Here is a 21,168-nt window from a genome sequence, read left to right on the forward strand (position 1 = left end):
GATTTCCGGACGCTGGGACGCCTGTGGGCCGAGACCGGCCGCCACACCGCACTCCTCAAGCAGCTCGCCCGGGTGAAGACCCATGCGGACCGGGTGGAGCTCGTCGAGCAGCACCGGATCTGGGGGCGGTCGGTGGAGGCCGCCGCCAAGGCCGCGCCGATCACGCGCCCGCCGCCCCGCCCGGCCGGGGGCAAGATCCGGCTGGGCTTCATGTCCTCGGACCTGCGGCAGCACCCGGTGGGATATTTCGCCCTGCCGCTCTTCGACCACGTCGACCGCGAGCGGTTCGAGGTGTTCGTCTATTCCTACAACCTGGGCAAGTCCGACCCGCTCCAGGAGTACATCGCCGGCCAGGTGGAGGCCTACCGCTGGTGGCCGGACATCTCGGTCCGCGACGCCGCCCAGGCGATCGCCGACGACCAGCTCGACATGCTGATCGAGCTCGGCGGCTCGACCTATATGAACAAGCTGGAGGTGATGGCCTGGCGGCCGGCGAAGCTGCAGGCGAGCTGGCTGGGCTATCCGCACTCGGCGGGCCTGTCGACGATCGACTACTTCGTCTGCGACCCCTACTCGAAGCCGGAGCAGCCGGACCTGCTGATCGAGCAGCCGCTGGTCATGCCGCACACCTGGCTGGCGCTCGGCCGGGCGGTGTTCTCCGACCAGCATCCGATGACGGACGGCCTGCCCGAGGACCGCAACGGCTTCATCACCTTCGGCACCGCCAACAACCCGCACAAGTACAGCCGCGAGGTGCTCAGGACCTGGGCGAAGGTCACGGCGTCCGTGCCGAACGCGCGCTTCGCCTTCGTGCGGCCGGAGGGCGGCACCTCGGCGTTCCGGGAGAACGTCCTGAAGGAGTTCGCGGCCGAGGGCGTGCCGGAGGACCGGGTGATCTTCCACGCCGTCCGCGGCCGGCACATGCCGTTCTACAACGAGATCGACATCACCCTGGACCCCTTCCCGCTCACCGGCGGCACGACGACCACGGAGTCGCTCTGGATGGGCGTGCCGCTGGTCAGCCTGCGCGGCGAGGCGTTCTTCGAGCGGCTGAGCTATTCGATCCTGTCGAACGCGGGCCTGGGCGACCTCTGCGCCACCACGCTGGAGGGCTATCGCGACCTGGCGGTGGGCCTGGCCGGCGACCGCGAACGGCGGCGCGCGCTGCGGACCGGCCTGCGCGAGACGATCCGCAACAGCCCGCTCGGCCGCACCGATGTCTGGGCGCGGGACTTCTACGACATGGTGGCGGGCGCGGTGGAGAGCCGGCGCTAGAGGCGGAAGTACTCGGCCAGGAGGTCGTCGGGGCGGGGGCTGAAGGCGAGGCCGCCGTCGGGGCCGCGGAACGCCATCTGACCGGCCGGGACGCGCCTGTTGATGATCGACGTCCCCTGGCTGACGACGGTGTCGCTCTCCACGACCGAGCGGCCGATGACGGCGGTGTTCGGGTAGAGCACCACCCGGTCGCCGAGGACCGGGATCTGGTCCTTGTGCCGGCCGACGGTGGAGTTCTGGTAGAGGACGAGGTGGTTTCCGTAGGTCGCCTTGGCGAGCACGATGCCGACGCTGTGGCCGATGTAGAACACCTCAGGCATGGCGATCTCGTAGAAGAGGTCGATGCCGTTGAAGGCCTTGTTCATCAGGAAGAGGCGGGTCGGCGCGGCGGTGTCGCCCGACGCCTTCCAGATCGTATTGGCGAGATAATACAGATAGATGCAGTGCTGCGAGGACTGCAGGACGTTGAACTGGTCCAGCCGCCAGGGCGAGCAGCCGTTGATGCAGCGGTGCAGGCGCTCCAGCGCCGCGTCGAGATGGGCGTCGGCGATGGCGCGGAAGGCGGCCTCGCGGCCGTCCGGCACGACGTGGGCGCACTGGCGGACGGTGTAGTCGAGCAGGCTCTCGCGGGTGTGGTCGACGAGCTTCACGCCTTCAGGCCCTCCAGGTAGCCCCGGACCACATCCTTCACCGGGCGGGGGCGACGCCAAGGGCGCGGAGCTTTCCGATGCGGGCGTTGGGCGGCGGCGACGGCGCGGCGTCGCCGGTGAAGGCGACCTCCCAGCCGGCGTCGCGGAAGACCCCGGCGATCTCGCCGTTGGAGACCAGCTCGCCGCTCGCCAGGTTGACGATGCCGGCCGGCTCGCCCTCGGCCATGGCGACCAGGGCGGCCACCACGTCGTCGAGGTGGATGTAGTCGCGGCGGACATGCGGGCTGGACTGGAGCGTGATCGACCGCCCGGTCCGGGCGCGGATCAGCCATTCGGAGAGGAAGCCCGGCGCGCCGTCCTCCCAGTCGTAGACGTTGGCCAGGCGGGCGACGGCGCCGCGGCCGCCGGTGCGCGCCAGGGTCAGGTTCTCGCCCAGCGCCTTGGAGAGGTCGTACACCCGGCGCGGGTCGGCGGGGTCGAAGACCAGCGGCTCGTCCTCGCCGACCTCGGCCTTCGTCTGGCCGTCGTAGAGCCGGGTGGACGAGAGGTAGATCAGCCGGTCGAAGCGGCCGGCGCGGACGATGGCGCTGACCAGGCTGGCGTGGGCCTCCACCGTGTCGAACGGGCGGGCGTCGTAGTCCGCGGTCAGGCCCGCGCAGTAGAAGACCGTGCCCAGCGAGCGGCTGAGCAGGCCGGGCTCGCCGCGCTCGGGCGCCCAGACGCGGCGGCCCTCGGCCAGCAGGCGTTCATGCAGGCGCCGGCCGACGAAACCCTGCGCGCCGACGATGGTCGCCGGACCGACCAAGCCTCAGAGGCCCCCCGACGGGATGGTGGAGGGCGGGGTCCTTGTGGCGCAGGTACTTCGGGCTGACGTCGCGGACGATGCGGTAGCCGGGGCCGTCGAACACCGAGGGGTCCTTCACCGCCACCATGTTGAAGCCGTGCGGCGGGCCTTCCAGGTGGATGGCGTCGGCCGGGATCAGCTCCACGGGCTTGCCGGAGAGATCATAGTTCGAGTTGAAGTCGCGGAGCGCGAAGAGCGTGTAGCCGTGGCCGGTGAGCAGGCGGGCGATGTCGGTGTCGAGCAGGCCGTTCGTCCAGTCGACGTAGTGGCGGTGGACCTCGAACAGGATGTCCGGCGCCTGGCCGGCCGGCTGGGCGAGGAAGGGCTCGGCGCCCTTGAGCGCGCCGATCTCGGCCCCTTCGATGTCGAGCACGATGAGGTCGAGGCGGTCGACGCCGGCGGCCTGCAGGTAGTCGGCGATGGTCACCGTCCGGAAGCTGTCGTCGTCGGCGGCGTCGGCGGCCTCGGCGCTGGCGAAGCTGTCGTAGCCGACGAGCTTCAGGTTGGTGGTGCTGTCGTGCCAGAGGCCCTCGGGGCGCGGGCGGATGTTGGTCAGGCCGTTGATCTCGGCGTTGCGGGCCAGCATGGCGCGCTGCTGGCTGTTCGGCTCGAAGGCGTGGACGACGCCGCCCCGCGGGGGCGATCTCCTTCGCGATCAGCACGGCGTGGTCGCCGAAGTAGGCGCCGCCGACGACGACCTGCTGCGCGCGCTTCGCCAGGTCCACCAGGATGCGGCTGGTCATCGGCTCCCAGGCGTGGTCGGGGGCCTGGGGCTCGGACATCACGAAGTCGCGGGCGATCTTCGAGCGGTAGAGGAATTCGAAGGTGACGCCGTTCGAGAGCGTCTTCCGGACCACCTGGTCGTCGTCGTAGAGGGCGTCCACCAGCGGGCCGGTCAGCACCTCGCGGACGTCCACGCCCGGCGCGTCGATCTCGTGCTCGAAGGCGATGAGCTGGCGGATGAGGGCCTGGCGCCAATCCTCGTTTTCAGCGATGCGCGAGAGCGCGTCCTGCGCCTTGTCCTGAGCCATGAAAGCGTACCTGTCGTATTGGTCCGCGCGCTTCCTAGCAGATCGTCCGCGGGCGCGCCCACGGCAAACGACGCCGCGGCGGGGGCCGCGGCGTCGCTCAAGTCACGGGACCGGTGGGCCCGGCGTCAGGCGCCGAAGATCCACCCGCTGCCGAGCGTGCCGACGTCGACGCCGACCAGGATCATCTGGCCGCCGCCGCCCATGGTGATGACGACGTCGGCGCCCGACTGGGCATAGGTGTAGGTGGTGCCCGGATCGAGCTGGACCCGGTCGCCCTCGGCGAAGTTGAAGTCGATCACGCGGTCGAGGCCGGCGTCGCCGAAGGTATGGAAGATGTCGGCGCCGGCGCCGCCGGACATGGTGTCGTCGCCGCGGTCGCCGGAGACCCAGTCCGCGCCGTCGCCGCCGGAGACGGTGTCGTTGCCCTGGCCGCCGCGCAGCAGGTCGGCGCCCACGCCGCCCTGGCAGGTGTCGTCGCCGATGTTGCCGTAGACGATGTCGTCGCCTTCGTCGCCGAACAGCAGGTCGTTGTCCTTGCCGCCGACCACCCAGTCATCGCCGGCCCCGCCGTTGGCGGTGTCGGAGCCCATGTTGCCGTTGATGTCGTCGAAAGCCGCGCCGCCGGTGATGACATCGTCGCCGGCGTCGCCGCGCAGGTAGTCCTGGCCGTCGCCGCCCTCGATGGTGTCGTTACCGTCGCCGCCGCTGATCCGGTCGCCGCCTTCCCGGCCGTTCAGCGAGTCGTCGCCGCCGTTGCCGTTCAGGACGTTGTCGGTCCAGTCGCCGAGGAAGTTGTCGGCATAGGCCGAGCCGTTAATGTTCTCGATCGAGCGGAAGCTGTCCTTCCAGCTGCCGCTGTAGAGGTCGGCGCCGATGCCGAAGGCGAGGTCGCCGTAGTCGACCGTGTCGAAGCCGTCGCCGCCGTCGACCACGTCGCGGCCGTCGCCCGGCAGCAGGACGTCATGGCCGGCGCCGCCGACCAGGGTGTCGTCGCCCCACTGACCGGCCAGCACGTCCTCGCCGTCGCCGCCGACGATGTTGTCGTTGCCGCCAAAACCGGCGAGGTAGTTGCCGGCGGCGTCGCCGGTCAGGGTGTCGTCGTATTCCGACCCCACCGCCTGCTCGATGCTGATGAGCTTGTCGGTCCCGCCGTAGCCGTCGGAGGCCGTGCCGGCCGCCAGGTTGACGATGACCGCGGCGGGCGATTGGCGGTAGTCGGCGAGGTCGCTGCCTGCGCCGCCGTCCAGGGTGTCGTTCCCCGCCAGGCCGACGAGGATGTCGCTGTCGTTCGTGCCGACGAGGGCCTCAGCGGCCGCCGTCCCAGTGATCGTTGTCATGATGCGTACCAGCTAGCGTCTTCGGAAGCGGCCGGCCCGATCGTTCTCCACCAATCGGACTGGACCGCGACACGAACATGCAACCGGCCCTTAGGTTCCGGCCTTGACCGCAATTCGTCGACGGAAGCGCGGCTCGGCACGACGGATACGCAGCGCTTCCGGGCGGCCGCGACGGCCTCAGAGGTAGTCCGGGTACGCCTTATCTCTGGGCGCGATCAGGGCCGGCGGCGCGGGCCAGTCGATGCCGAAGGCCGGGTCGTCCCAGCGCACGCCCGCCTCGTGGCCGGGGCTGTAGGCCGGGGTGATCTGGTAGAGGACGTCGGTGTCCGGCTCGAGCGTCAGGAAGCCGTGGGCGACGCCCTCGGGGATCAGCAGCGCCCGTCCGTCGTCGGCGGAAAGCTCGGCGGCCACCCAGCGCCGGTGCGTCGGGCTGTCGGGCCGGAGGTCCACCGCAACGTCGTAGATCCGGCCACGGACGGCGCGGACCAGCTTGGTCTCGCCGTGCGGCGCCGGCTGGTAGTGCATCCCCCGCAGCGTGCCCGCCGTCGGATTGCGCGACAGGCTGGTCTGGACCGGTGCGAAGGGATGGCCGGCGGCGGCGAACTCGTCCGGGCAGTGCAGCCTGGCGAACGAGCCGCGATCGTCGCCGCGGGGCTCCACGTCGACCACCACCACGCCCGCGATGCCGGTCTGCGAGAAGCGCATCAGTCGAGGACCCTCGTCTCCGGCGAGGCGACGACGAAGCGGCCGCCCCACTCCCGGATGTAGCCGAGCTGGCCCATGATCTCGTCCTTCAGGTTCCAGGGCAGGATCAGGACGTAGTCCGGGCGGACCTCGCGCACCGCGTCTGGGCCGAAGGTCGGCACGTGGCTGCCCGGCAGGAAGCGGTCCTGCTTGGCCGGATTGGCGTCGAAGGCCGCGACGATGTCGTCCGCCGTGGTCCCGCAGTAGTTCAGGAAGGTGTTGCCCTTGGCCGCCGCGCCGTAGGCGGCGATCGACCTGCCCTCGGATTTCGCCCGGGCCAGGAACGCCCGGAAGCTGTCGCGCACGGCCTCCACGAGGGGCGTGAAGCCGCCGTAGGTCTCGATACGGTCGAGGCCGGCCGCGTGCTCGCGGGCGCGCAGGGCGACCAGGGCTCCGGTCTCTTCGAAGCCGGCGCCCATGTGGCAGACGAACAGGCGCAGCGAGCCGCCGTGGGTCGGCAGGGTCTCGACGTCGAACGGGCGCAGGCCGTTGGCCCGCAGCACCTGCTCCACCGCCAGCAGCGACAGGTAGGAGTAGTGCTCGTGATAGATGGTGTCGAACTGCACCAGCTCGATGAGGTTGAGGAGGTGCGGGAACTCGAAGGTGAGGACCCCGTCCGCCTTCAGCATGTGGCGGAAGCCGGCCACGAACTCGCCGATGCGCGGCACGTGGGCCAGGACGTTGTTGGCGGCCATCAGGTCGGCGCGTCCGTAGCGGGCGGCGAGCGCCGGCGCGGTCTCGGCGTTGAAGAAGGTGACCTCGGTGCGGACGCCCTTCGCGCGGGCCGCCTCTGCGGTGTTGGCGGTGGGCTCGACGCCCAGGACAGGGATGTCCCTGGCCAGGAAGTGCTGCAGCAGGTAGCCGTCGTTGCTCGCCACCTCGACCACCAGGGATTCGGGACCCAGGCCGAACCGCTCGGCCATGGCGTCGGCGTAGCGCTTCGCATGCGCCACCCAGCTCGGCGAGAACGACGAGAAGTAGGCGTAGTCGGCGTCGAAGATCGCCTCCGGCGGCACGCTGTCGTCGGCCTGGACCAGGAAGCATTCGGCGCAGACGCGGGTGTGCAGCGGCCAGGCCTGCTCGGTCCCGGCGTCGAGCTGGGCGCGGGTCAGGTTGGCGTTGGCCACCGGCTGGCGGCCGAGGTCCAGGAAGGTGTGGGTGAGCGGCGCGCCGCAGAAGCGGCAGGGCGGCGGGGACGTCGTCATGCGCGGGCTTCGTACGCCTCGATCTCGTCCAGGCAAAGGGCGCGCGCGTCCTCGCCGTTCGCCTGGCGGCGATACCAGTCCATGGTCAGGCGCACGGCCTCCGGCGCGTCGAGCCGGCTTTCGAAGCCGAGCGCCTGCCGGGCGAGGCTGGCGTCGATGGCCAGGGACTTCGCCTCGAGGGAATTCGGATCGGGCTCGTGACGCCAGGGCTGGGCGCCCAGGGCTTCGACGCCGAGCGTGGCGAGTTCGCCCACCGTCACCTCGGGGCCGCCGGGGCGGGGGCCGAAGTTCAGCGCGCGGGGCGCGTCGGGCCGGGTGGCGAGCGCCTGGGCGTGGACGAGGTAGCCGGCGACGCAGTCCAGCACATGCTGCCAGGGCCGGGTGGCCTCCGGATGGCGCAGCACCACCTGCTCCTGGCCGCGGGCGGCGCGGACGATGTCCGAGACCAGCCGGTCGGGCGAGAAGTCGCCGCCGCCGATGACGTTGCCGCCCCGGGCCGTGGCGACGGGGACGCCGGCCTTGTCGAAGTAGCTGCGCGCGAAGCTCGCCACGACGATCTCGGCGGCCGCCTTCGAGGCCGAATAGGGGTCCTTGCCGCCGAGCGCGTCGCCTTCCTGGAAGGCGCGGCCGGTCTCGGCGTTGGCGTAGACCTTGTCGGAGGTGACCACGAGCACGGCCCGCAGCGCCGGTTGACCGCGCAGCGCCTGCAGCAGGTGGGCCGTGCCCATGACGTTGCTGGCGAAGGTCGCCACCGGATCGGCGACGGCGGTGCGCACGATCGGCTGGGCGGCCAGGTGCAGGACGATGTCGAACGTCCGGCCGGCCAGGGCGGCGGCCACGTCGCCCGCGTCGCGCAGGTCGACGAACTGGGAGTCCACCAGATCGGGCAGGGCCGCGAGCTCGAACAGGCTGGGGTCCTGGTCCGGTTCCAGCGCGAGCCCGGTCACCTGGGCGCCCATGCGGTGGAGCCACAGCGCCGCCCAGCCGCCCTTGAAGCCGGTGTGGCCGGTGAGCAGGACCCGCTTGCCGGCCCAGAAGCCGGGATCTACCTGCGCCACGGCGCCTCGCCGGAGGCCCACAGGCCCTCGAGCAGGTTCTTGTCGCGGAGCGTGTCCATGGGCGCCCAGAAGCCGGTATGGCTGAAGGCCATCAGCTCGCCGTCGGCGGCGAGGCCGGTGAGCGGCTCCTGCTCCCAGATTGTGCCGTCGTCGGCGATCCGGTCGACCACCTTGGGGTCGAGGACGAAGAAGCCGCCGTTGATCAGGCCATTGTCGCCCGGCGGCTTCTCGATGAAGCGCTGGACCTGGCCATCCTGGATCTCCAGCGCGCCATAGCGGCCGGGCGGCACGACGGCGGTGACCGTCGCGGCCTTGCCGTGGCCCTCATGGAAGTCGGCCAGGGCCCGGATGTCGAGGTCGGCGACGCCGTCGCCATAGGTCAGGAAGAAGGGCTCGCCGGGGGTCAGGTAGGGGGCGATCCGCTTCAGCCGCCCGCCGGTCATGGTCTGCTCGCCCGTGTCGACGAGGGTCACCTTCCAGGGCTCGTGGTTGGTGGCGTGGTACTGGATGGAGCGGTTCGCCAGGTCGACGGTCAGGTCCGCGTTATGGAGCACATAGTTGGCGAAGTACTCCTTCACCACGTAGCCCTTGTACCCGAGGCAGACGATGAAGTCGTTGAAGCCATAGTGCGAGTACAGCTTCATGATGTGCCACAGGATCGGCCGGCCGCCGATCTCGATCATCGGCTTGGGCTTGAGGTGGCTCTCCTCGGAGATGCGCGTGCCGAGGCCGCCCGCCAGGATCACTGTCTTCATCTTGACCTTACGACCTTCGGGCTTGCCGCCCCCGGAATCGACCACCCTCTTACCGCGTCGTCCCCCGCGCGCGAAGCGGGGGCTTGCAGGGCGCGCGCGCGGGTGAATGACGGCGCCATGGCCGACGAACCCAGGGTCGATTTCATCATCGCCGGCGTCCAGAAGGGCGGCACGACGGCGCTCTTCGACTATCTGTCGGACGAGCCGAGGATCGCGCTGCCGCGCGTCAAGGAAGTCCACTTCTTCGACGACGAGGGCCAGGACTGGGCCCAGCCGGATTACGGCGCCTACCATGCCCACTGGGACGCCCCGCCCGATGGCCGTCCGCGCGGCGAGGCCACGCCGATCTACGTCTATTGGCCGAACAGCCTGGAGCGTATCGCCGCCTACAACCCGGCCATGAAGCTGATCGTCCTGCTGCGCGATCCCGTGCAGCGGGCCTGGTCGCACTGGCGGATGGAGTACGCCCGCGGGCGCCGAGACCCAACCCTTCGCCTGGTGCATCCGGGAGGGCCGCCAGCGGCTGTTCGACGCCGAGCCCTGGGGCCATCACCGGGAGTTCTCCTACGTCGAGCGCGGCTACTACGCCGAGCAGCTCGAGCGGCTCTTCGGGCTCTTCCCGAAGGCGCAGGCGCTGGTGCTCCGGGCCGAGGACCTGCGCGCTGACCCCGGCGCGACCCTGGCCGAGGTCCGCCGGTTCATCGGCGCGCCGGAGGCGCCGCGCCCGCCCATCGCGACGTCCACGTGGGCCGCGAGATGGACTACCCCTCGGAGCTGACCGCCGAGGACGTGGCGTTCCTGCGCGGGTTGTATGCCCGGGATAACGTCCGCCTGCGCGAACTCACCGGCATCGGCTTCGACTAGCCACATTTGCGTTGGAGGCTTGCCGCCATGAGATCCTCCGCCCTCGCCGCGATCACCCTCCTCGCCGCCTGCAGCCCGGACGCGGACCCGCCGAAGGCCCAGGCGGCCCCGGCGGCCGCAGCGCCGGCCCCCTCCGCCGCTTCGCCGGTCACGCCGGCCGCGGCCGGCGGCGGCTTCCAGATGGCCATGCCGATCGCCTGCGAGGTGGGGCGCACCTGCGAGGTGCAGAACTACCTGGACCTCGACCCCGGCCCGGGCGTGAAGGACTACCGCTGCGCCGGCGCGACCTACGACAAGCACACCGGCGTGGATATCCGCATCCTCGACATCGCCGCCCAGCGCCGCGGCGTGGACGTCCTGGCGGTCGCCCCGGGCAAGGTCACCGGCGTCCGCGACGAGATCCAGGACATCCTGATGAACGCGCCCGGCGCGCCGCCGGTGGGGGCCAAGATGTGCGGCAACGGGGTCGCGATCGACCACGGCGGCGGGTGGGTCACCCAGAGCTGCCACATGGCGCTGGGCAGCGTCCGGGTGCGTCCGGGCGAGACGGTGCAGGCAGGCCAGCCCATCGGCCACGTCGGCCTGTCGGGCGCCACGGAGTTCCCGCACGTGCACGTGACCGTCTGGAAGGACGGCAAGGTGGTCGACCCCTTCGCGCCGGACGCCACAGCGGCGGCGGCCTGCCAGGGCCAGGCCAGCCTCTGGACGCCCGACGCGGCCCGGCAGCTCGCCTACAAGCCGGGCGCGATCCTCAACGCCGGTTTCGCGGCCCAGCCGGTGGACATGACGGCCATCGAGGCCGGTGACGTCTCGCCGCCGACCGCAGCCTCGCCCTATCTCATCGGCTATGTGCGGGCCATCAACCTGCGCGGCGGCGACCAGCTCGACATCGCCGTCCGGGGGCCCGGCGGAGAGGTGGTGGCCAATGTGACCTCGCCGGCCATGGACCGGAACAAGGCGCAGTATTTCCAGATGGTCGGGGAAGCGGCGGCCGGGCCAGGCGTGGCCGTCCGGCCGCTACATGGTCACGACCAGGATCCTGCGCGGCGGCCAGCCGGTGGCGGAGCGGACGGTCGAGACCCGCCTCTGAGGGTCAGGTCGCGGGGGCGCCGTAGTAGCCGCCGGCCTCGTTCACCGCCTGCTTGATGGCGTTGATGAACGCCGTCGTGGACTGGCGCGGCACGTTGTGGCCGACGCCGGCGAGGATGAAGTACTTGATCAGGCGGTGGTTGCAGATCAGCGCCCGGGCCTCGTCGTCCACCAGGCTGGGCGAGGCGGTCAGCGCCCGGCGCGGGAACAGCGGCTCGTCGCCCAGCAGGGCGATGGTGGGCGTGCGGAGCTGCGTCAGGAGCGCGCTGTAGTCGCGGGGCTCGATGTCGCCGTCCCGGATGCCAAGCACGTTCCAGAGGAACTCGGCCTGGTCCGGTGTGAGCTCGCGGTCACGGAAGCTCTCGGCCAGCGGCCACAGGTGGCGCGTGAAGATCGGCGGTTCCACGACCACATTGCGGCGGACGCCCGGATAGCGGAGGCCGAGGACCACGAGGGCGCCGACGGAAAGGCCCACCGCGACGACCAGGCGGTTGTAGAAGAGGGTGTTCATCGCCTCGGTGAGCGCCGCGGCGAAGGCCCCCACCGACGTGGCGATCAGCGGCGGGCAGTGGTTTCCCGGAAGGTGGACGCGGAGCACGTCGTGGGCCACGAAGATCTCGTCCAGGTGCTCCAGCACGTCCTCTTCCGCGAAGGTCCCCGTGACCACCAGCAGGATCGGCCGATCGGTGAACTGGGTCAGTTCACCGTGGAACCAGATGGGGCCCAGCGTGGTGGCGACCTCGATCTTCAAGCCTGCCGTCCGGGGTTCAGCGCGGCGCGCCTGCCGACCGGCAGGATGAGGGATTCGCTTCCGCGCGGTAGCGCTTTGCGGTAAGCTGCGTCGTCAGCCTAGCTCTCCAGGGCTGTGTCGCATTGGCCGGGCAGCGAACCGCGAGGTTTGGTGTCCGGCCGTTGCATTTCGGGCCTCAGGCCGTGCGGGGCGGCGTCAGGGTGATGACCCCGTACCGCGCCAGCCACAGCAGACCCCGCACCAGGATGGCCCGGCGCCTGGCCGGCGCGACCGCGGCGACGAGCTCGCCAGCCGGAACGGCCGGATGCTCCGCCAGCCAGCCGACGATCGCCTCGGCTTCCTCCAGCGTCGGCCGGTTGTAGGAGCTGTAGGTGGCCAGCGGGCTTTCCAGCACCGCCTTGGCCATTGGCCAGTCCATGCCCGGCGCCAAAGAGGCGATGTACGCCGCGTTGCTGTGGGCGGTCGGGTAGGCCTTGAAGAGCGTGAACGGGTCGGGGCGGAAGGGATTGCGCGAGGACAGCGCCTCCGGGGCCGCGGCGAGACGCCGGGCGTTCAGCTCGCCCCACAGGGCCTGGTACTGCGGAATGATCACCGACCAGTCGAACACCTCGCGCGCGCGCCGCTGGGCGTTCTCGCCGAGCTTGCGGCGAAACTCGGCGTTGTTCGCCAGGATCGTGATCGCCGCGGCGGCCTCCTCGTAGTCGATCGCCGTGAACTGCCCGACCGCGCCCACATAGTTGTCGTAGTTCATCCAGCTGTTGGAGAAGGCGAAGGCGAGGTCCGCGCCGTTGTCCGGCGGCGGGGCGAGTGTCGGGACCCGGAAGCCGTCCAGGCCGTGGCGGACGGTGTCCTTGTAACCGTTCCAGTCGGTGACGACGCAAGGCAGGCCGGCGGCCATGGCCTCGATCGGCGTCAGGCCGAAGGTCTCCTGGATGTTGTCCGAGAAGCTGATGAACAGGTCGGCGACCGACCAGATCGAGAAGCGGACGTCCGACGGACGTCCGTCGACGCTGCGATAGTGCACCGAGGGACAGAGCGCGCGCGTCTGGGCGTGGAAGGTCGCCTCTTCCTCGGCGTTGGCGCCGTGGCCGGAGTTGACCCAGTAGAGCGGCTTGTCGATGCGGCGGGCGGCCTTCTCGAGCGCCAGCGCCATCAACGCCGGGTTCATCTTGGCTCGGACGTTGAAGCGGCCGACGTAGAGGGCGACGACCGCGTCCTCGGGAATGTCGAGCTTCTCGCGCCAGGCCTTGCGGTCCTCGGGCGTGGTCCGGAAGTCCTCGGTGTTGACGCCGAGCGGGATGGTCGCGCGCTGGAGCTCGCCGCGGCGGCGAGGCCCGCGCTCGCGCTCCAGGTAGTCGCGGACCTGGGAGAGCTGGGTCTCGACGCTGTCGCGGACCGCGGTCGAGGTGCAGATCAGGGCGTCGAAATCCTCGGTCGGCGCGATCAGCAGGTCGGGCAGCAGCCGCATGACATTGGCGGTCGCCGTCGTGTGGGTGATGCCGCAGATCGAGTAGGCGCGCGAGCCGGTGGGCCGCCGGTGCCAGGCCTCGCCGCCGATGTCGGGGCCGGGCATGTTGAGCACGCCCGCCGCGCCGAGGCCCGGGCGGTTGCGGGGCGCGATCCAGTTCACAGGCCGGGTCAGTTCGCCGATCCGGCCGACCAGGGCGTCGAGCTCCGCCTGCGGACGATGGGCCACGTTCCAGAAGTGGAACTGATCGACGTCGGCGTGACGGAGGAAGCCGCGGAGGAAGCTCTCGCCGGCCGAGTGCCGGCCGAGGAGCTGGGAGCCCGTGGTGTCGAAGCCGTTGGGGTGAAGATAGATCGCAGCGTTGGACATGTCGCAGGCGCTTGTAGGCGGCGAAGCCCGCCGACGAAAAGCCCAAAGAAAAGGGCCGCCCCGAAGGGCGGCCCTCAGCTTTGGCCGAAGCCTAAGCCTTAGATGATGTCGGTGAAGCCGATATCGTCCAGCGTGCGGCCCACGAGGACCACCGCGTCGTCAGCGCTACCGTCGTTGTCCGAGCTGTCGGCGAAGACCACCACGTCCGAGCCGATCTGGATCGAGACGTAGTTGATCACGCCGCCGCCGATCTGGGTGTTCGCCAGGGACAGGGCTTCTTCGTACGTCGAGGCCGTGAACTCGGTGTAGTTGCTGACCGTGCCCGCCGGCGACGTGACGAAGTCGAGGCTGTCGTCCGACGACCAGTCGCGGATCTGGTCGAGCGAGCCGGCCGTGGTCCCCGAGTCACCCGAGATGAAGGTGAAGGTGTCGTTGCCGCCACCGCCGAGCAGGACGTCGGTGCCGACGCCGCCGGTGATCGCGTCAACGCCTTCGCCCGCGCTGATCGAGTCGTTGCCAGCGCCGCCAGCGACCACGTCGTTGCCCGCATCGGCGACGATGGTGTCGTTGCCGTTGCCGCCGTTGACGTCGTCGTCGCCCGCGCCAGCGCTGATGTTGTCGTTGCCCGACCCGCCGGTGATGACGTCTTCGCCACCGAGGCTGACGACCGTATCGGCGCCGCTGCCACCGGCGACGGTGTTGTCGCCCGCGCCCGCGTCGATGTTGTCGTTGCCGTCGCCAGCGGTGATGTTGTCATTGCCGCTGAGGGCCGTGACCACGTCGTTGCCAGCACCCGCGTCCACGGTGTTGACGCCTTCACCCGCCTGGATGTTGTCGTTGCCGCCACCGCCTTGGATGTTGTCGTCACCCTCAGCGCCGACCAGCACGTCGTTGCCGCCAGCCGAGATCAGCGTGTCGTCGCCGCCTTCACCGTACAGCGACACGTTGCCGGTGCCCGTGGAGGTGATGCGGTCGTCGCCCGCGTTGCCGTTCAGGAAGTCGTTGCCAGCGCCCGAGGAGGCGATGGTGTCGTCGCCCTGACCGCCGTAGATCGAGTCGGTGCCCGAGGACGCCGAGCTCAGCAGGTCGTTGCCGGCATTGCCGTGGATCCACTGGACCGCGGTGTCGGCCGTGGCCGAGACGGTCACGGTGTCGTTGCCGTCGCCGCCGAGGACAGTGTTGCTGCCCGTGCCGCTGATGGTCACGATGTCGTTGCCGACGCCGCCGTCCACGTTGTTCGTGCCGCCGGTGTCGCCGAGGGTGTCGTTGCCCTCGAAGCCGAAGACGCTGTCGTTGCCGAGACCGGCCGCAACCGAGTCATCGCCACGGCCGCCGCTGATGTAGTCAGCGCCGGTGCCGCCGAGCAGGATGTCGGCGCCTTGGCCGCCCTCGATGGTGTCAGCGCCGCTGCCGCCGTCGATCGTGTCGTCGCCCAGGTTGCCCTGGCCGAAGTCGGCGCCGTTGCCGAGGGTGATGTTGTCACCGCCCTGACCACCGTAAACGGTGTCGGCGCCCGAGCCGCTTTGCAGCGTGTCGTTGCCGGCGTTGCCTTGCAGGTAGTCGCCGCCTTCGCCGCCGACGAGGGTGTCGTCACCCGCGCCGCCGTACATGGCGTCGGCGCCCGACGTGCCCGTGAAGCCGTCGGTGCTGCCACCGCCGACGAACAGGCGCGAGGAATCCGGGAACACCGAGTCGGTTTCGCCGTAGATGCCCGTGCCGAACACAACCGTGCGGCCGACCGAGGTCACCGAGACCGTGGCGGTCGAGGTGGCGGTCGCCGGGTTGTAGATCACGGTCGTCGCCGGAGCGCTCGCACCGGCGCCGCTGAAGACCAATTGGTCCGCAGTGGCGTCGTACGCGAGGGCTTGCGCCGCCGTGATCGTCTCAAAGAAATAGGTCGCCATAGATCTCTCCAGTCTGTGTCACACGGACCCCCGGCACGCTTGACCTCCGTCCCCGACGGAGCAGTCCCAGCGGTCCATTACCCCAAGCGCCACAGCATGGCTGCGGCGAAGGTTAAACGAGCCCGAGGGAAGACGTATCGGAAGCGCGCCAAATTCGCAACTCCCAAAAGCCGCCCCGCCGCGGGGTGCGCGGCGGTGTCGCGCGGGCGCCACTACTCCTCGTGGAAGGCCCCGCTCAGCGTGTCCTTGATGGGCGAGATCAGGAAGCCCATCACCGTGCGCTCGCCGGTCAGGATCGAGGCGGACGCGGGCATGCCCGGCTGCAGGGTGACGTTCTTGAGGTTGGCGATGTCCTTCGGATCGATCGCAGGTCCACCCGATAGAAGGCGGTGCCGGCTTCCTTGTTGGTGATCCGGTCGGCCGAGACGACCACGACCTTCGCCGGCAGCGGGCTCTGCCACCGCTGATTGACGCCGGTGATGCGCACGGTGGCGTCCAGGCCGACATGGACGTTGTCCACGTCCTCGGGCCGGATCATCACCGAGACCAGGAGCGGCGAGTTCGAGGGCACGATGTCCATCAGCACCTCGCCTGCGCCGGTGACGCCGCCGATGGTGAACTGGGTGAGGTTGAAGACGTAGCCATCGACCGGCGAGCGGACGACCGTGCCCTCCAGCGTCTGGCGGGCCGTGGTCAAGCGCGGCAGCGTGTCGGAGATGCGCGACTGGCTCTGGCCCAGGCCCTCGGCGGCCTGGCTCTCGCGCTGATCGCGGAGGCTGGCGAGCTGCAGCCGGGTTTCGCCCATCTGCTGGCGCAGGCGGGCGATGTCGGCGACCAGCGAACCGCGGCGGCCGTTGAGGTCGGCCAGGGTGCGCTCGTAGCGCAGGATCAGGGTCTTCGGCGCGTAGCCCTTCTCGTTGAGGATCTTGTAGCCGGCGAGCTCCTCCTCGGTGAGGCGCTTCTGAACCTCGACGGACTCCACCTGGGCCTGCTGACCCTGGATCTGGGTCTCGATCTGCTCCAGCCGCTGCTGCATGACCGCCGACTGGCTCTGGAAGAGCTGCAGGCGGGTGGCGAACAGGAACTCCTGGTCGCGGATCAGCGCCGCGACGCGAGGATCGGCGCTGCGGGCGGTGAGTTCCGGCGGGAAGGCCAGCGCCGGCCGGTTCATCGCCTCGGCGACGAAGCGCGCATTCTCGGCGAGCAGGGCGTCGTACTGATTCTGGTAGACGTCGACGGCCGCGCGGGCCTCGACGTCGTTGAAGGTGATCAGCGGCTGGCCGGCCCGGACCCGCTGGCCCTCGCGGACGAAGATCTGCCGCACCGTACCGCCTTCGCGGTGACGCAGGGTCTTGCGGTTGGACTCGATGCGCACCTCGCCGGGCGCGGTGACCGCGATCGGCAGGGTGGTGAAGGAGGCCCAAAGCCCGAGGCCGATGACCAGCGTGCCGATGATCGCCGCGCCGACCACCATCGGCTTGCGCATCCGCTGCTCGAGGGTGGGATCGATCGGGCGCTTCTCGTCGCCGCCGAACGTCGGGGCGACATAGGACGGGCGGACGGGCCCGAGATCCAGCTTCATCGACCGGCCTCCACCGCACGGACCTCGCCGGCGGGCTTCATCAGGCGCGCCATCACCTGGTCGCGCGGGCCGAACAGCTCGACCCGGCCGTCACGCAGCACCAGCATCTTGTCGGCCGAGCGGAACACGCCCGGCTTGTGGGAGATGATCACCACGCTCGACTTGTTGGCCTTCATGGCGTCGATGGCGCGCATCAGCGCCTCCTCGCCCTCGGCGTCCAGGCTGGCGTTCGGCTCGTCGAGGACGATGAACGCCGGCTCGCCCAGCATGGTCCGCGCCAGGCCGATGCGCTGGCGCTGGCCGGCGGACAGGACCACGCCGCCCTCGCCCACTTCGGTATCGTAGCCCTTGGGCATCCGAAGGATGAGTTCGTGCACGCCGGCCAGCTTGGCGGCGGCGACCACCTCTTCGTCGGTCACGTCCTCGCGGAAGCGGGCGATGTTGTTGCGGATCGTGCCGGCGAAGAGCTCGGTGTCCTGCGGCAGGTAACCCACGTGGCGGCCGAAATCGGCGCGGTCCCAAGTGAAGACATCGGCGCCGTCCAGGCGGACCGCCCCGTTGATCGGCTTCCAGATGCCCACCAGCAGGCGCGCCAGCGTCGACTTGCCGGCCCCCGAGGGTCCGATGATCCCCAGGACCTCCCCCGCCTCGATGGCGAAGTTGACGTTGCCCAGCACCAGCTTGCCGGCGCCCGGCGGGGCGAAGTTCACGCCCTCGACGCCTCAGCCGGCCGGTCGGCCGGGGCAACGAGGTGGCCAGCACCGGGGGCTCGGCCTTGGCGAGCAGCTGGTTCAGGCGCTCGTGCGCCCGCACCATGTTGTTCAGCGGTTCCCACGACCCGACGATCTTCTCGATCGGCTGCAGGGCGCGGCTCGCCAGGATCATGTTGGCGAACAGCATCCCCATGTGGAGCTCGCCCTTGATGATCAGGAAGGCGCCGATCGCGATGATCAGCACCTGGATGCCCATCCGCACCGCCTTGATCATGTCGGTGAACAGGTTCGACTGCTCGGCGGCGACGGCGCCGCGTTCGATGGTCACCGCCCGGTGCCCGGCCCAGGCGCGGCCCAGGGTCGGCAGCATGCCCATGGCGCGCACGACCTCGCTGTTGCGGAGCGCGGCCTCGGTGAAGGCGTAGCTGCGCAGCGCGGCGTCGTTGGCTTCCTTCATCGGCGGATGCGTCGCGCGCTGCTGCCAGATCGCCAGGCCGAGCAGCACGCAGGCGCCGACGAAGGTGACCACGCCGACCAGGGGATCGATGATGAACAGGACGCCCAGGAAGACCGGGATCCAGGGCACGTCGAAGAAGGCCGCCGCGCCGATGCCGGTCATGGTCTGCCGGAAGGTGTCGAGGTCGCGCAGCGCCTGCGACCGGGCGCTGGGCTCGCCGCGGACGGCGGCGTCGAACAGGCCGGAGAACAGCCGTCCGGAGACCTGCTGGTCGAGCACGACGCCATAGTTGATCAGGATCCGCGCGCGGAAGTCGTCGATGGCGCTGGAGACGGCGAAGACGAACAGGGTGACGAGGGTCAGCCCCCAGAGGGTGCCCTCGTTGTGGCTGATCAGCACCCGGCCATAAATCTGGAAGGTATAGAGCGGCAGGGCGAGGTAGAGGACGTTCGAGAAGAAGCTGAAGGCGAACGCGACAAGGAACGGCCTTTTCGCCCCGCGGATAGCGTGGCTCAGCACGTTATCCGGCAGGTCCCTCAAGAACGTCAAAATCTTCATGTGCGCCGCGCCGTCGTCCGTCCGTGCCGCCCAAGATAACCCAAAGGTGGCTTAATTGCGGTGAATGCGTTTTGAACCCGAAGGCCCACTTCGCTCTCGCCCGGAACGCCCGGAGCGGCGGGAGAGATGCTTGCGCACCTAGTTTATGTCAATGGCACTGCCAGGACGCCGCAGGGGCGATTCCGGCGCGCCAGGGAGCGTCCATGCCACGCGTGGCCATCGTCGGAAGCTGCATCACGCGGGACCTGTGGCCGATCCGCGGCGACGGGCTGAAGGACCTTGCCTACGTCTCCCGGACCAGCTTCCCGAGCCTGATGTCGCGGCCCGTGCCCGGCTTCGCGCCGGCGGCCGCGCCGCCCGAACCCCTGAAGCAGCACCAGCACCGGGCGGTCGTGGCCGACCTCCGGAAGACCGCGCTGGCCCAGCTCGTCGCGTTCCGTCCGACCCACGTGATCTTCGACTTCATCGACGAGCGGTTCGACCTCTACGCCGCGTCCCGGGCCATCGTCACCCGCAGCTGGGAGCTGGAGGTAAGCGGCTATCTGACCCAGGCGCCGTTCGCCGGCCGCCGGCGGATTCCCCGCCTGTCGGCGGCCTGCGACCGGCTCTGGCTGGAAGCGTTGGCGGAGTTCGCCGCCTTTGTGCGCGCCACGCCGCTCGCGCACGCCCGGCTGATCCTGCACAGCGCGCGCTGGGCCACCGCCAGCCGGACCGAGGACGGGACGCTGCGTCCGGTGGACGGCGTCGAGATCATGGGCGGCGACTGGGGCGACGCTGGCGCCCACAACGCGCTGCTGGCCCGCTACGAGGCGGACTTCCTCGATCTCATGCCGCCGGTGGACGTGGTGGCCGCGCCGGACGCGCGGATCGCCGACGATGCGCACCAGTGGGGGGTTCAGCCCCTTCCACTATGTGCCGGCCTATTACGCAGAGATCTGGCGCCAGCTCGAGGCGCTGGGCGTCACCGCGCTCGTCGAGCCCAATGCTCCAGCGGCGTGAGGCCTGAGGCCACCAGGTCCGGGTTCGAGGCCAGATAGGCCGCGTTGGGAAAGCCCGGCCGGGATTCCGCGATCCGCCAGGCGCCACCCTGCAGATAGTCGATCAGCGGGTTGCCCCCCGCCAGATCGCCACGGGCCGCGAGATAGTGGCCGGTGTCGAACCACGGGCACGGACTGCGCCCTTCCGCGCCGCCGGTCTGGGCGAAGTGGGTCAGGGGCTCGATCCCCAGGCGCGCCACGTCCGGGTTCTCCTCGAGGTACCAGGGGGTGTCGAAGAGCGGATGGGGCGAAAGCCCCCGCCGCCAGCCGACGGTGAGGTAGTGCAGGATCGGCGGCGCGCCGATCTCCTCGTCCACCTGCTCCGCGTACCAGGCCGGATCGAACAGCGGATGCGGCGACAACCCCTCGATCCAGCCGGCGCGCAGGTAATGGGCCAGCGGGTTCTCGCCCTCGGCCAGGGCCGGCCGCTGGGCCATGTAGAACGGCACGTCGAACAGCGGATGGGGGGCTGCGCCCTTCCAGCCCGCCGGAGACGACGTAGTGGGTCAGCGGCTCGATGCCGATCGAGGCCACGTCTTCATTGCGGGCCAGGTACCAGGCCGGGTCGAACAGCATGTGGGGGACCTGGCCTTCCCGCCAGCCCGCCGTCAGGTAGTGCAGCAGGGGCGCGGTGGAGGCGACCGGCCCCGTGCGGGCGATGTAGCCCTCCGCATCGAACAGGGCGTGCGGCGAGAGCCCCTGCGCGCCGCCGGTCCGCAGGTAGTGGGTGATCGGCTCCTCGTCGAAGGCGAGGTCGTGCGCCTGCGTCCGGTAGCGGACGACGTCGAACAGCGGGTGGGGATCGAAGCCGGCGTCCGCGCCGATCCGCAGGTAGTGCTGCAGCGGGGGTGAGCCCGCTGTCGCCGATCTCGGCGGCGTAGCGGCTGCCGTACCAGGCGCTATCGAACAGCGGGTGCGGGCTGCGGCCTGCGGCGGCGCTCGGCGAGCAGGTAGTGGACGATCGGGGCCCGGCCGCCGGAGCCGCCGTTGGCGATGTACCAGGCCTGGTCGAAGGGCGCGGGCGGGACGATCTCGGGCGCCGCGCCACGCCGGGCATAGGCGGCCATGTGCCGGAGGTCGAAGAGCGTGCGGCCGGTCCCGCGCCAGAGGCCCGAGCGCGCGATCAGGGCCGCCTGGCCGAAGGAGCCCAGGCGGGCCAGCGCGCGGTCCAGGCGCCGGAGCCGGACGGGCGGGGCGGGCCTGCGGGTGGGCGGGCCCTGGAGCTGGCGGTGGGCGGCGGCGCGCAGGGCGGCTTCGGTGTCGGCGCGTCCGACGAGCGCGGCGGTCAGCGCCGCGGTCAGCTCGCTGCGCGTCAAGGCTTCGCGCACCTGGCCCTGGTGGCCGAGCGCCGTCGTCGCCTTCAGGTCCGCCAGACGCCCCGCGAGCGCATCGACCCTGGCCATCGCCTCGGCGAAGACGGTTTCGTCGTTAGCGGCTGATCCGGCCAAGACTGCGGGCGCGGAATCCGCAGCCCCTC

At 70.4% G+C, this 21,168-nt stretch carries 19 protein-coding genes and 2 pseudogenes; 5 read left to right on the plus strand and 16 right to left on the minus strand.

Annotated features, from left to right (window positions below):
• The first annotated feature begins 132 nt into the window (after positions 1–132).
• Complete coding sequence (locus LRS04_RS03405) at positions 133–1,275, plus strand: hypothetical protein (RefSeq protein WP_257818937.1); 1,143 nt, start codon at positions 133–135, stop codon at positions 1,273–1,275.
• Here LRS04_RS03405 and LRS04_RS03410 read toward each other — a convergent pair.
• From LRS04_RS03410 to rfbF, 8 genes and pseudogenes are all read right to left on the minus strand, one after another.
• Complete coding sequence (locus LRS04_RS03410) at positions 1,272–1,925, minus strand: hypothetical protein (RefSeq protein ID WP_257815152.1); 654 nt, start codon at positions 1,923–1,925, stop codon at positions 1,272–1,274. The genes LRS04_RS03405 and LRS04_RS03410 overlap by 4 nt on opposite strands.
• A gap of 37 nt (positions 1,926–1,962) precedes the next feature.
• Positions 1,963–2,730 carry an NAD(P)-dependent oxidoreductase gene (locus LRS04_RS03415; RefSeq protein ID WP_257815153.1) on the minus strand — a complete coding sequence of 256 codons (768 nt, stop codon included), beginning with the start codon at positions 2,728–2,730 and terminating at the stop codon, positions 1,963–1,965.
• Positions 2,672–3,391, minus strand: a pseudogene (locus tag LRS04_RS03420) (FkbM family methyltransferase); the annotation flags it as partial. The pseudogene LRS04_RS03420 and the gene LRS04_RS03415, both read right to left, overlap by 59 nt.
• Positions 3,392–3,925: 534 nt before the next feature.
• On the minus strand, positions 3,926–5,137 hold the full coding sequence (locus LRS04_RS03425) for a calcium-binding protein (RefSeq protein ID WP_257815154.1): 1,212 nt from the start codon (positions 5,135–5,137) through the stop codon (positions 3,926–3,928).
• A 177-nt stretch (positions 5,138–5,314) separates the two neighbouring features.
• Positions 5,315–5,842, minus strand: coding sequence for a dTDP-4-dehydrorhamnose 3,5-epimerase (rfbC, locus tag LRS04_RS03430; RefSeq protein ID WP_257815155.1), 528 nt, complete (start codon positions 5,840–5,842; stop codon positions 5,315–5,317).
• Positions 5,842–7,086 (minus strand): class I SAM-dependent methyltransferase, encoded by a 1,245-nt coding sequence (locus LRS04_RS03435; RefSeq protein WP_257815156.1) that lies wholly within the window; start codon positions 7,084–7,086, stop codon positions 5,842–5,844. The genes rfbC and LRS04_RS03435 overlap by 1 nt, the downstream gene beginning before the upstream one ends.
• Positions 7,083–8,144: a CDP-glucose 4,6-dehydratase gene (gene rfbG / locus LRS04_RS03440; protein WP_257815157.1), complete on the minus strand. Its 1,062-nt coding sequence runs from the start codon at positions 8,142–8,144 to the stop codon at positions 7,083–7,085. The genes LRS04_RS03435 and rfbG overlap by 4 nt, the downstream gene beginning before the upstream one ends.
• On the minus strand, positions 8,132–8,899 hold the full coding sequence (gene rfbF, locus LRS04_RS03445; protein WP_257815158.1) for a glucose-1-phosphate cytidylyltransferase: 768 nt from the start codon (positions 8,897–8,899) through the stop codon (positions 8,132–8,134). Before rfbF ends, rfbG begins: the two co-directional genes overlap by 13 nt.
• A gap of 117 nt (positions 8,900–9,016) precedes the next feature.
• On the opposite strand from rfbF, the gene LRS04_RS03450 reads away from it, so the two are divergent.
• Together LRS04_RS03450 and LRS04_RS03455 are read left to right on the plus strand one after the other, a co-directional pair.
• Positions 9,017–9,565 (plus strand): sulfotransferase domain-containing protein, encoded by a 549-nt coding sequence (locus LRS04_RS03450; RefSeq protein WP_257815159.1) that lies wholly within the window; start codon positions 9,017–9,019, stop codon positions 9,563–9,565.
• Between the two features lie 225 nt (positions 9,566–9,790).
• On the plus strand, positions 9,791–10,909 hold the full coding sequence (locus LRS04_RS03455; protein WP_257815160.1) for a M23 family metallopeptidase: 1,119 nt from the start codon (positions 9,791–9,793) through the stop codon (positions 10,907–10,909).
• Here the strand turns inward: LRS04_RS03455 and LRS04_RS03460 are convergent.
• From LRS04_RS03460 to LRS04_RS03485, 6 genes and pseudogenes are all read right to left on the minus strand, one after another.
• On the minus strand, positions 10,857–11,603 hold the full coding sequence (locus tag LRS04_RS03460) for an alpha/beta fold hydrolase (RefSeq protein ID WP_257815161.1): 747 nt from the start codon (positions 11,601–11,603) through the stop codon (positions 10,857–10,859). The two genes, LRS04_RS03455 and LRS04_RS03460, sit on opposite strands and share 53 nt — an antisense overlap.
• A 175-nt stretch (positions 11,604–11,778) precedes the next feature.
• Positions 11,779–13,440 (minus strand): glycosyltransferase family 4 protein, encoded by a 1,662-nt coding sequence (locus LRS04_RS03465; protein ID WP_257815163.1) that lies wholly within the window; start codon positions 13,438–13,440, stop codon positions 11,779–11,781.
• Between the two features lie 98 nt (positions 13,441–13,538).
• A complete protein-coding gene (locus LRS04_RS03470; protein WP_257815164.1) occupies positions 13,539–15,344 on the minus strand; it encodes a calcium-binding protein in 1,806 nt (601 codons plus the stop codon).
• Positions 15,345–15,633: 289 nt separating this feature from the next.
• A complete protein-coding gene (locus LRS04_RS03475; protein ID WP_257815165.1) occupies positions 15,634–16,926 on the minus strand; it encodes an HlyD family type I secretion periplasmic adaptor subunit in 1,293 nt (430 codons plus the stop codon).
• Positions 16,923–17,636, minus strand: coding sequence for an ATP-binding cassette domain-containing protein (locus LRS04_RS03480; RefSeq protein WP_257815167.1), 714 nt, complete (start codon positions 17,634–17,636; stop codon positions 16,923–16,925). The genes LRS04_RS03475 and LRS04_RS03480 overlap by 4 nt, the downstream gene beginning before the upstream one ends.
• Before the next feature lie 223 nt (positions 17,637–17,859).
• Positions 17,860–18,654: pseudogene (locus LRS04_RS03485) on the minus strand (ABC transporter transmembrane domain-containing protein); the annotation flags it as partial.
• Between the two features lie 203 nt (positions 18,655–18,857).
• Here LRS04_RS03485 and LRS04_RS03490 point away from each other — a divergent pair.
• Complete coding sequence (locus LRS04_RS03490; protein WP_257815168.1) at positions 18,858–19,691, plus strand: DUF6270 domain-containing protein; 834 nt, start codon at positions 18,858–18,860, stop codon at positions 19,689–19,691.
• On the opposite strand, the gene LRS04_RS03495 is transcribed toward LRS04_RS03490, so the two are convergent.
• Positions 19,616–20,140 carry a hypothetical protein gene (locus LRS04_RS03495; RefSeq protein ID WP_257815170.1) on the minus strand — a complete coding sequence of 175 codons (525 nt, stop codon included), beginning with the start codon at positions 20,138–20,140 and terminating at the stop codon, positions 19,616–19,618. The two genes, LRS04_RS03490 and LRS04_RS03495, sit on opposite strands and share 76 nt — an antisense overlap.
• 235 nt (positions 20,141–20,375) lie before the next feature.
• Between LRS04_RS03495 and LRS04_RS03500 the strand changes: the two genes are divergently transcribed.
• Positions 20,376–20,543 carry a hypothetical protein gene (locus LRS04_RS03500; protein WP_257815171.1) on the plus strand — a complete coding sequence of 56 codons (168 nt, stop codon included), beginning with the start codon at positions 20,376–20,378 and terminating at the stop codon, positions 20,541–20,543.
• A gap of 47 nt (positions 20,544–20,590) precedes the next feature.
• On the opposite strand, the gene LRS04_RS03505 is transcribed toward LRS04_RS03500, so the two are convergent.
• On the minus strand, positions 20,591–21,094 hold the full coding sequence (locus tag LRS04_RS03505) for a hypothetical protein (protein WP_257815172.1): 504 nt from the start codon (positions 21,092–21,094) through the stop codon (positions 20,591–20,593).
• Between the last annotated feature and the right edge of the window lie 74 nt (positions 21,095–21,168).

Source organism: Phenylobacterium sp. J367 (assembly GCF_024699985.1).
Lineage (GTDB): Bacteria > Pseudomonadota > Alphaproteobacteria > Caulobacterales > Caulobacteraceae > Phenylobacterium.

Bases quoted from the DNA above. Each gene is read 5' to 3' on its own strand.
- LRS04_RS03425 (WP_257815154.1), bottom strand. From the start codon at position 5,137: ATGACAACGATCACTGGGACGGCGGCCGCTGAGGCCCTCGTCGGCACG.
- rfbC (WP_257815155.1), bottom strand. From the start codon at position 5,842: ATGCGCTTCTCGCAGACCGGCATCGCGGGCGTGGTGGTGGTCGACGTG.
- LRS04_RS03435 (WP_257815156.1), bottom strand. From the start codon at position 7,086: ATGACGACGTCCCCGCCGCCCTGCCGCTTCTGCGGCGCGCCGCTCACC.
- rfbF (WP_257815158.1), bottom strand. From the start codon at position 8,899: ATGAAGACAGTGATCCTGGCGGGCGGCCTCGGCACGCGCATCTCCGAG.
- LRS04_RS03450 (WP_257815159.1), top strand. From the start codon at position 9,017: ATGGCCGACGAACCCAGGGTCGATTTCATCATCGCCGGCGTCCAGAAG.
- LRS04_RS03455 (WP_257815160.1), top strand. From the start codon at position 9,791: ATGAGATCCTCCGCCCTCGCCGCGATCACCCTCCTCGCCGCCTGCAGC.
- LRS04_RS03465 (WP_257815163.1), bottom strand. From the start codon at position 13,440: ATGTCCAACGCTGCGATCTATCTTCACCCCAACGGCTTCGACACCACG.
- LRS04_RS03470 (WP_257815164.1), bottom strand. From the start codon at position 15,344: ATGGCGACCTATTTCTTTGAGACGATCACGGCGGCGCAAGCCCTCGCG.
- LRS04_RS03475 (WP_257815165.1), bottom strand. From the start codon at position 16,926: ATGAAGCTGGATCTCGGGCCCGTCCGCCCGTCCTATGTCGCCCCGACG.
- LRS04_RS03490 (WP_257815168.1), top strand. From the start codon at position 18,858: ATGCCACGCGTGGCCATCGTCGGAAGCTGCATCACGCGGGACCTGTGG.
- LRS04_RS03505 (WP_257815172.1), bottom strand. From the start codon at position 21,094: ATGGCCAGGGTCGATGCGCTCGCGGGGCGTCTGGCGGACCTGAAGGCG.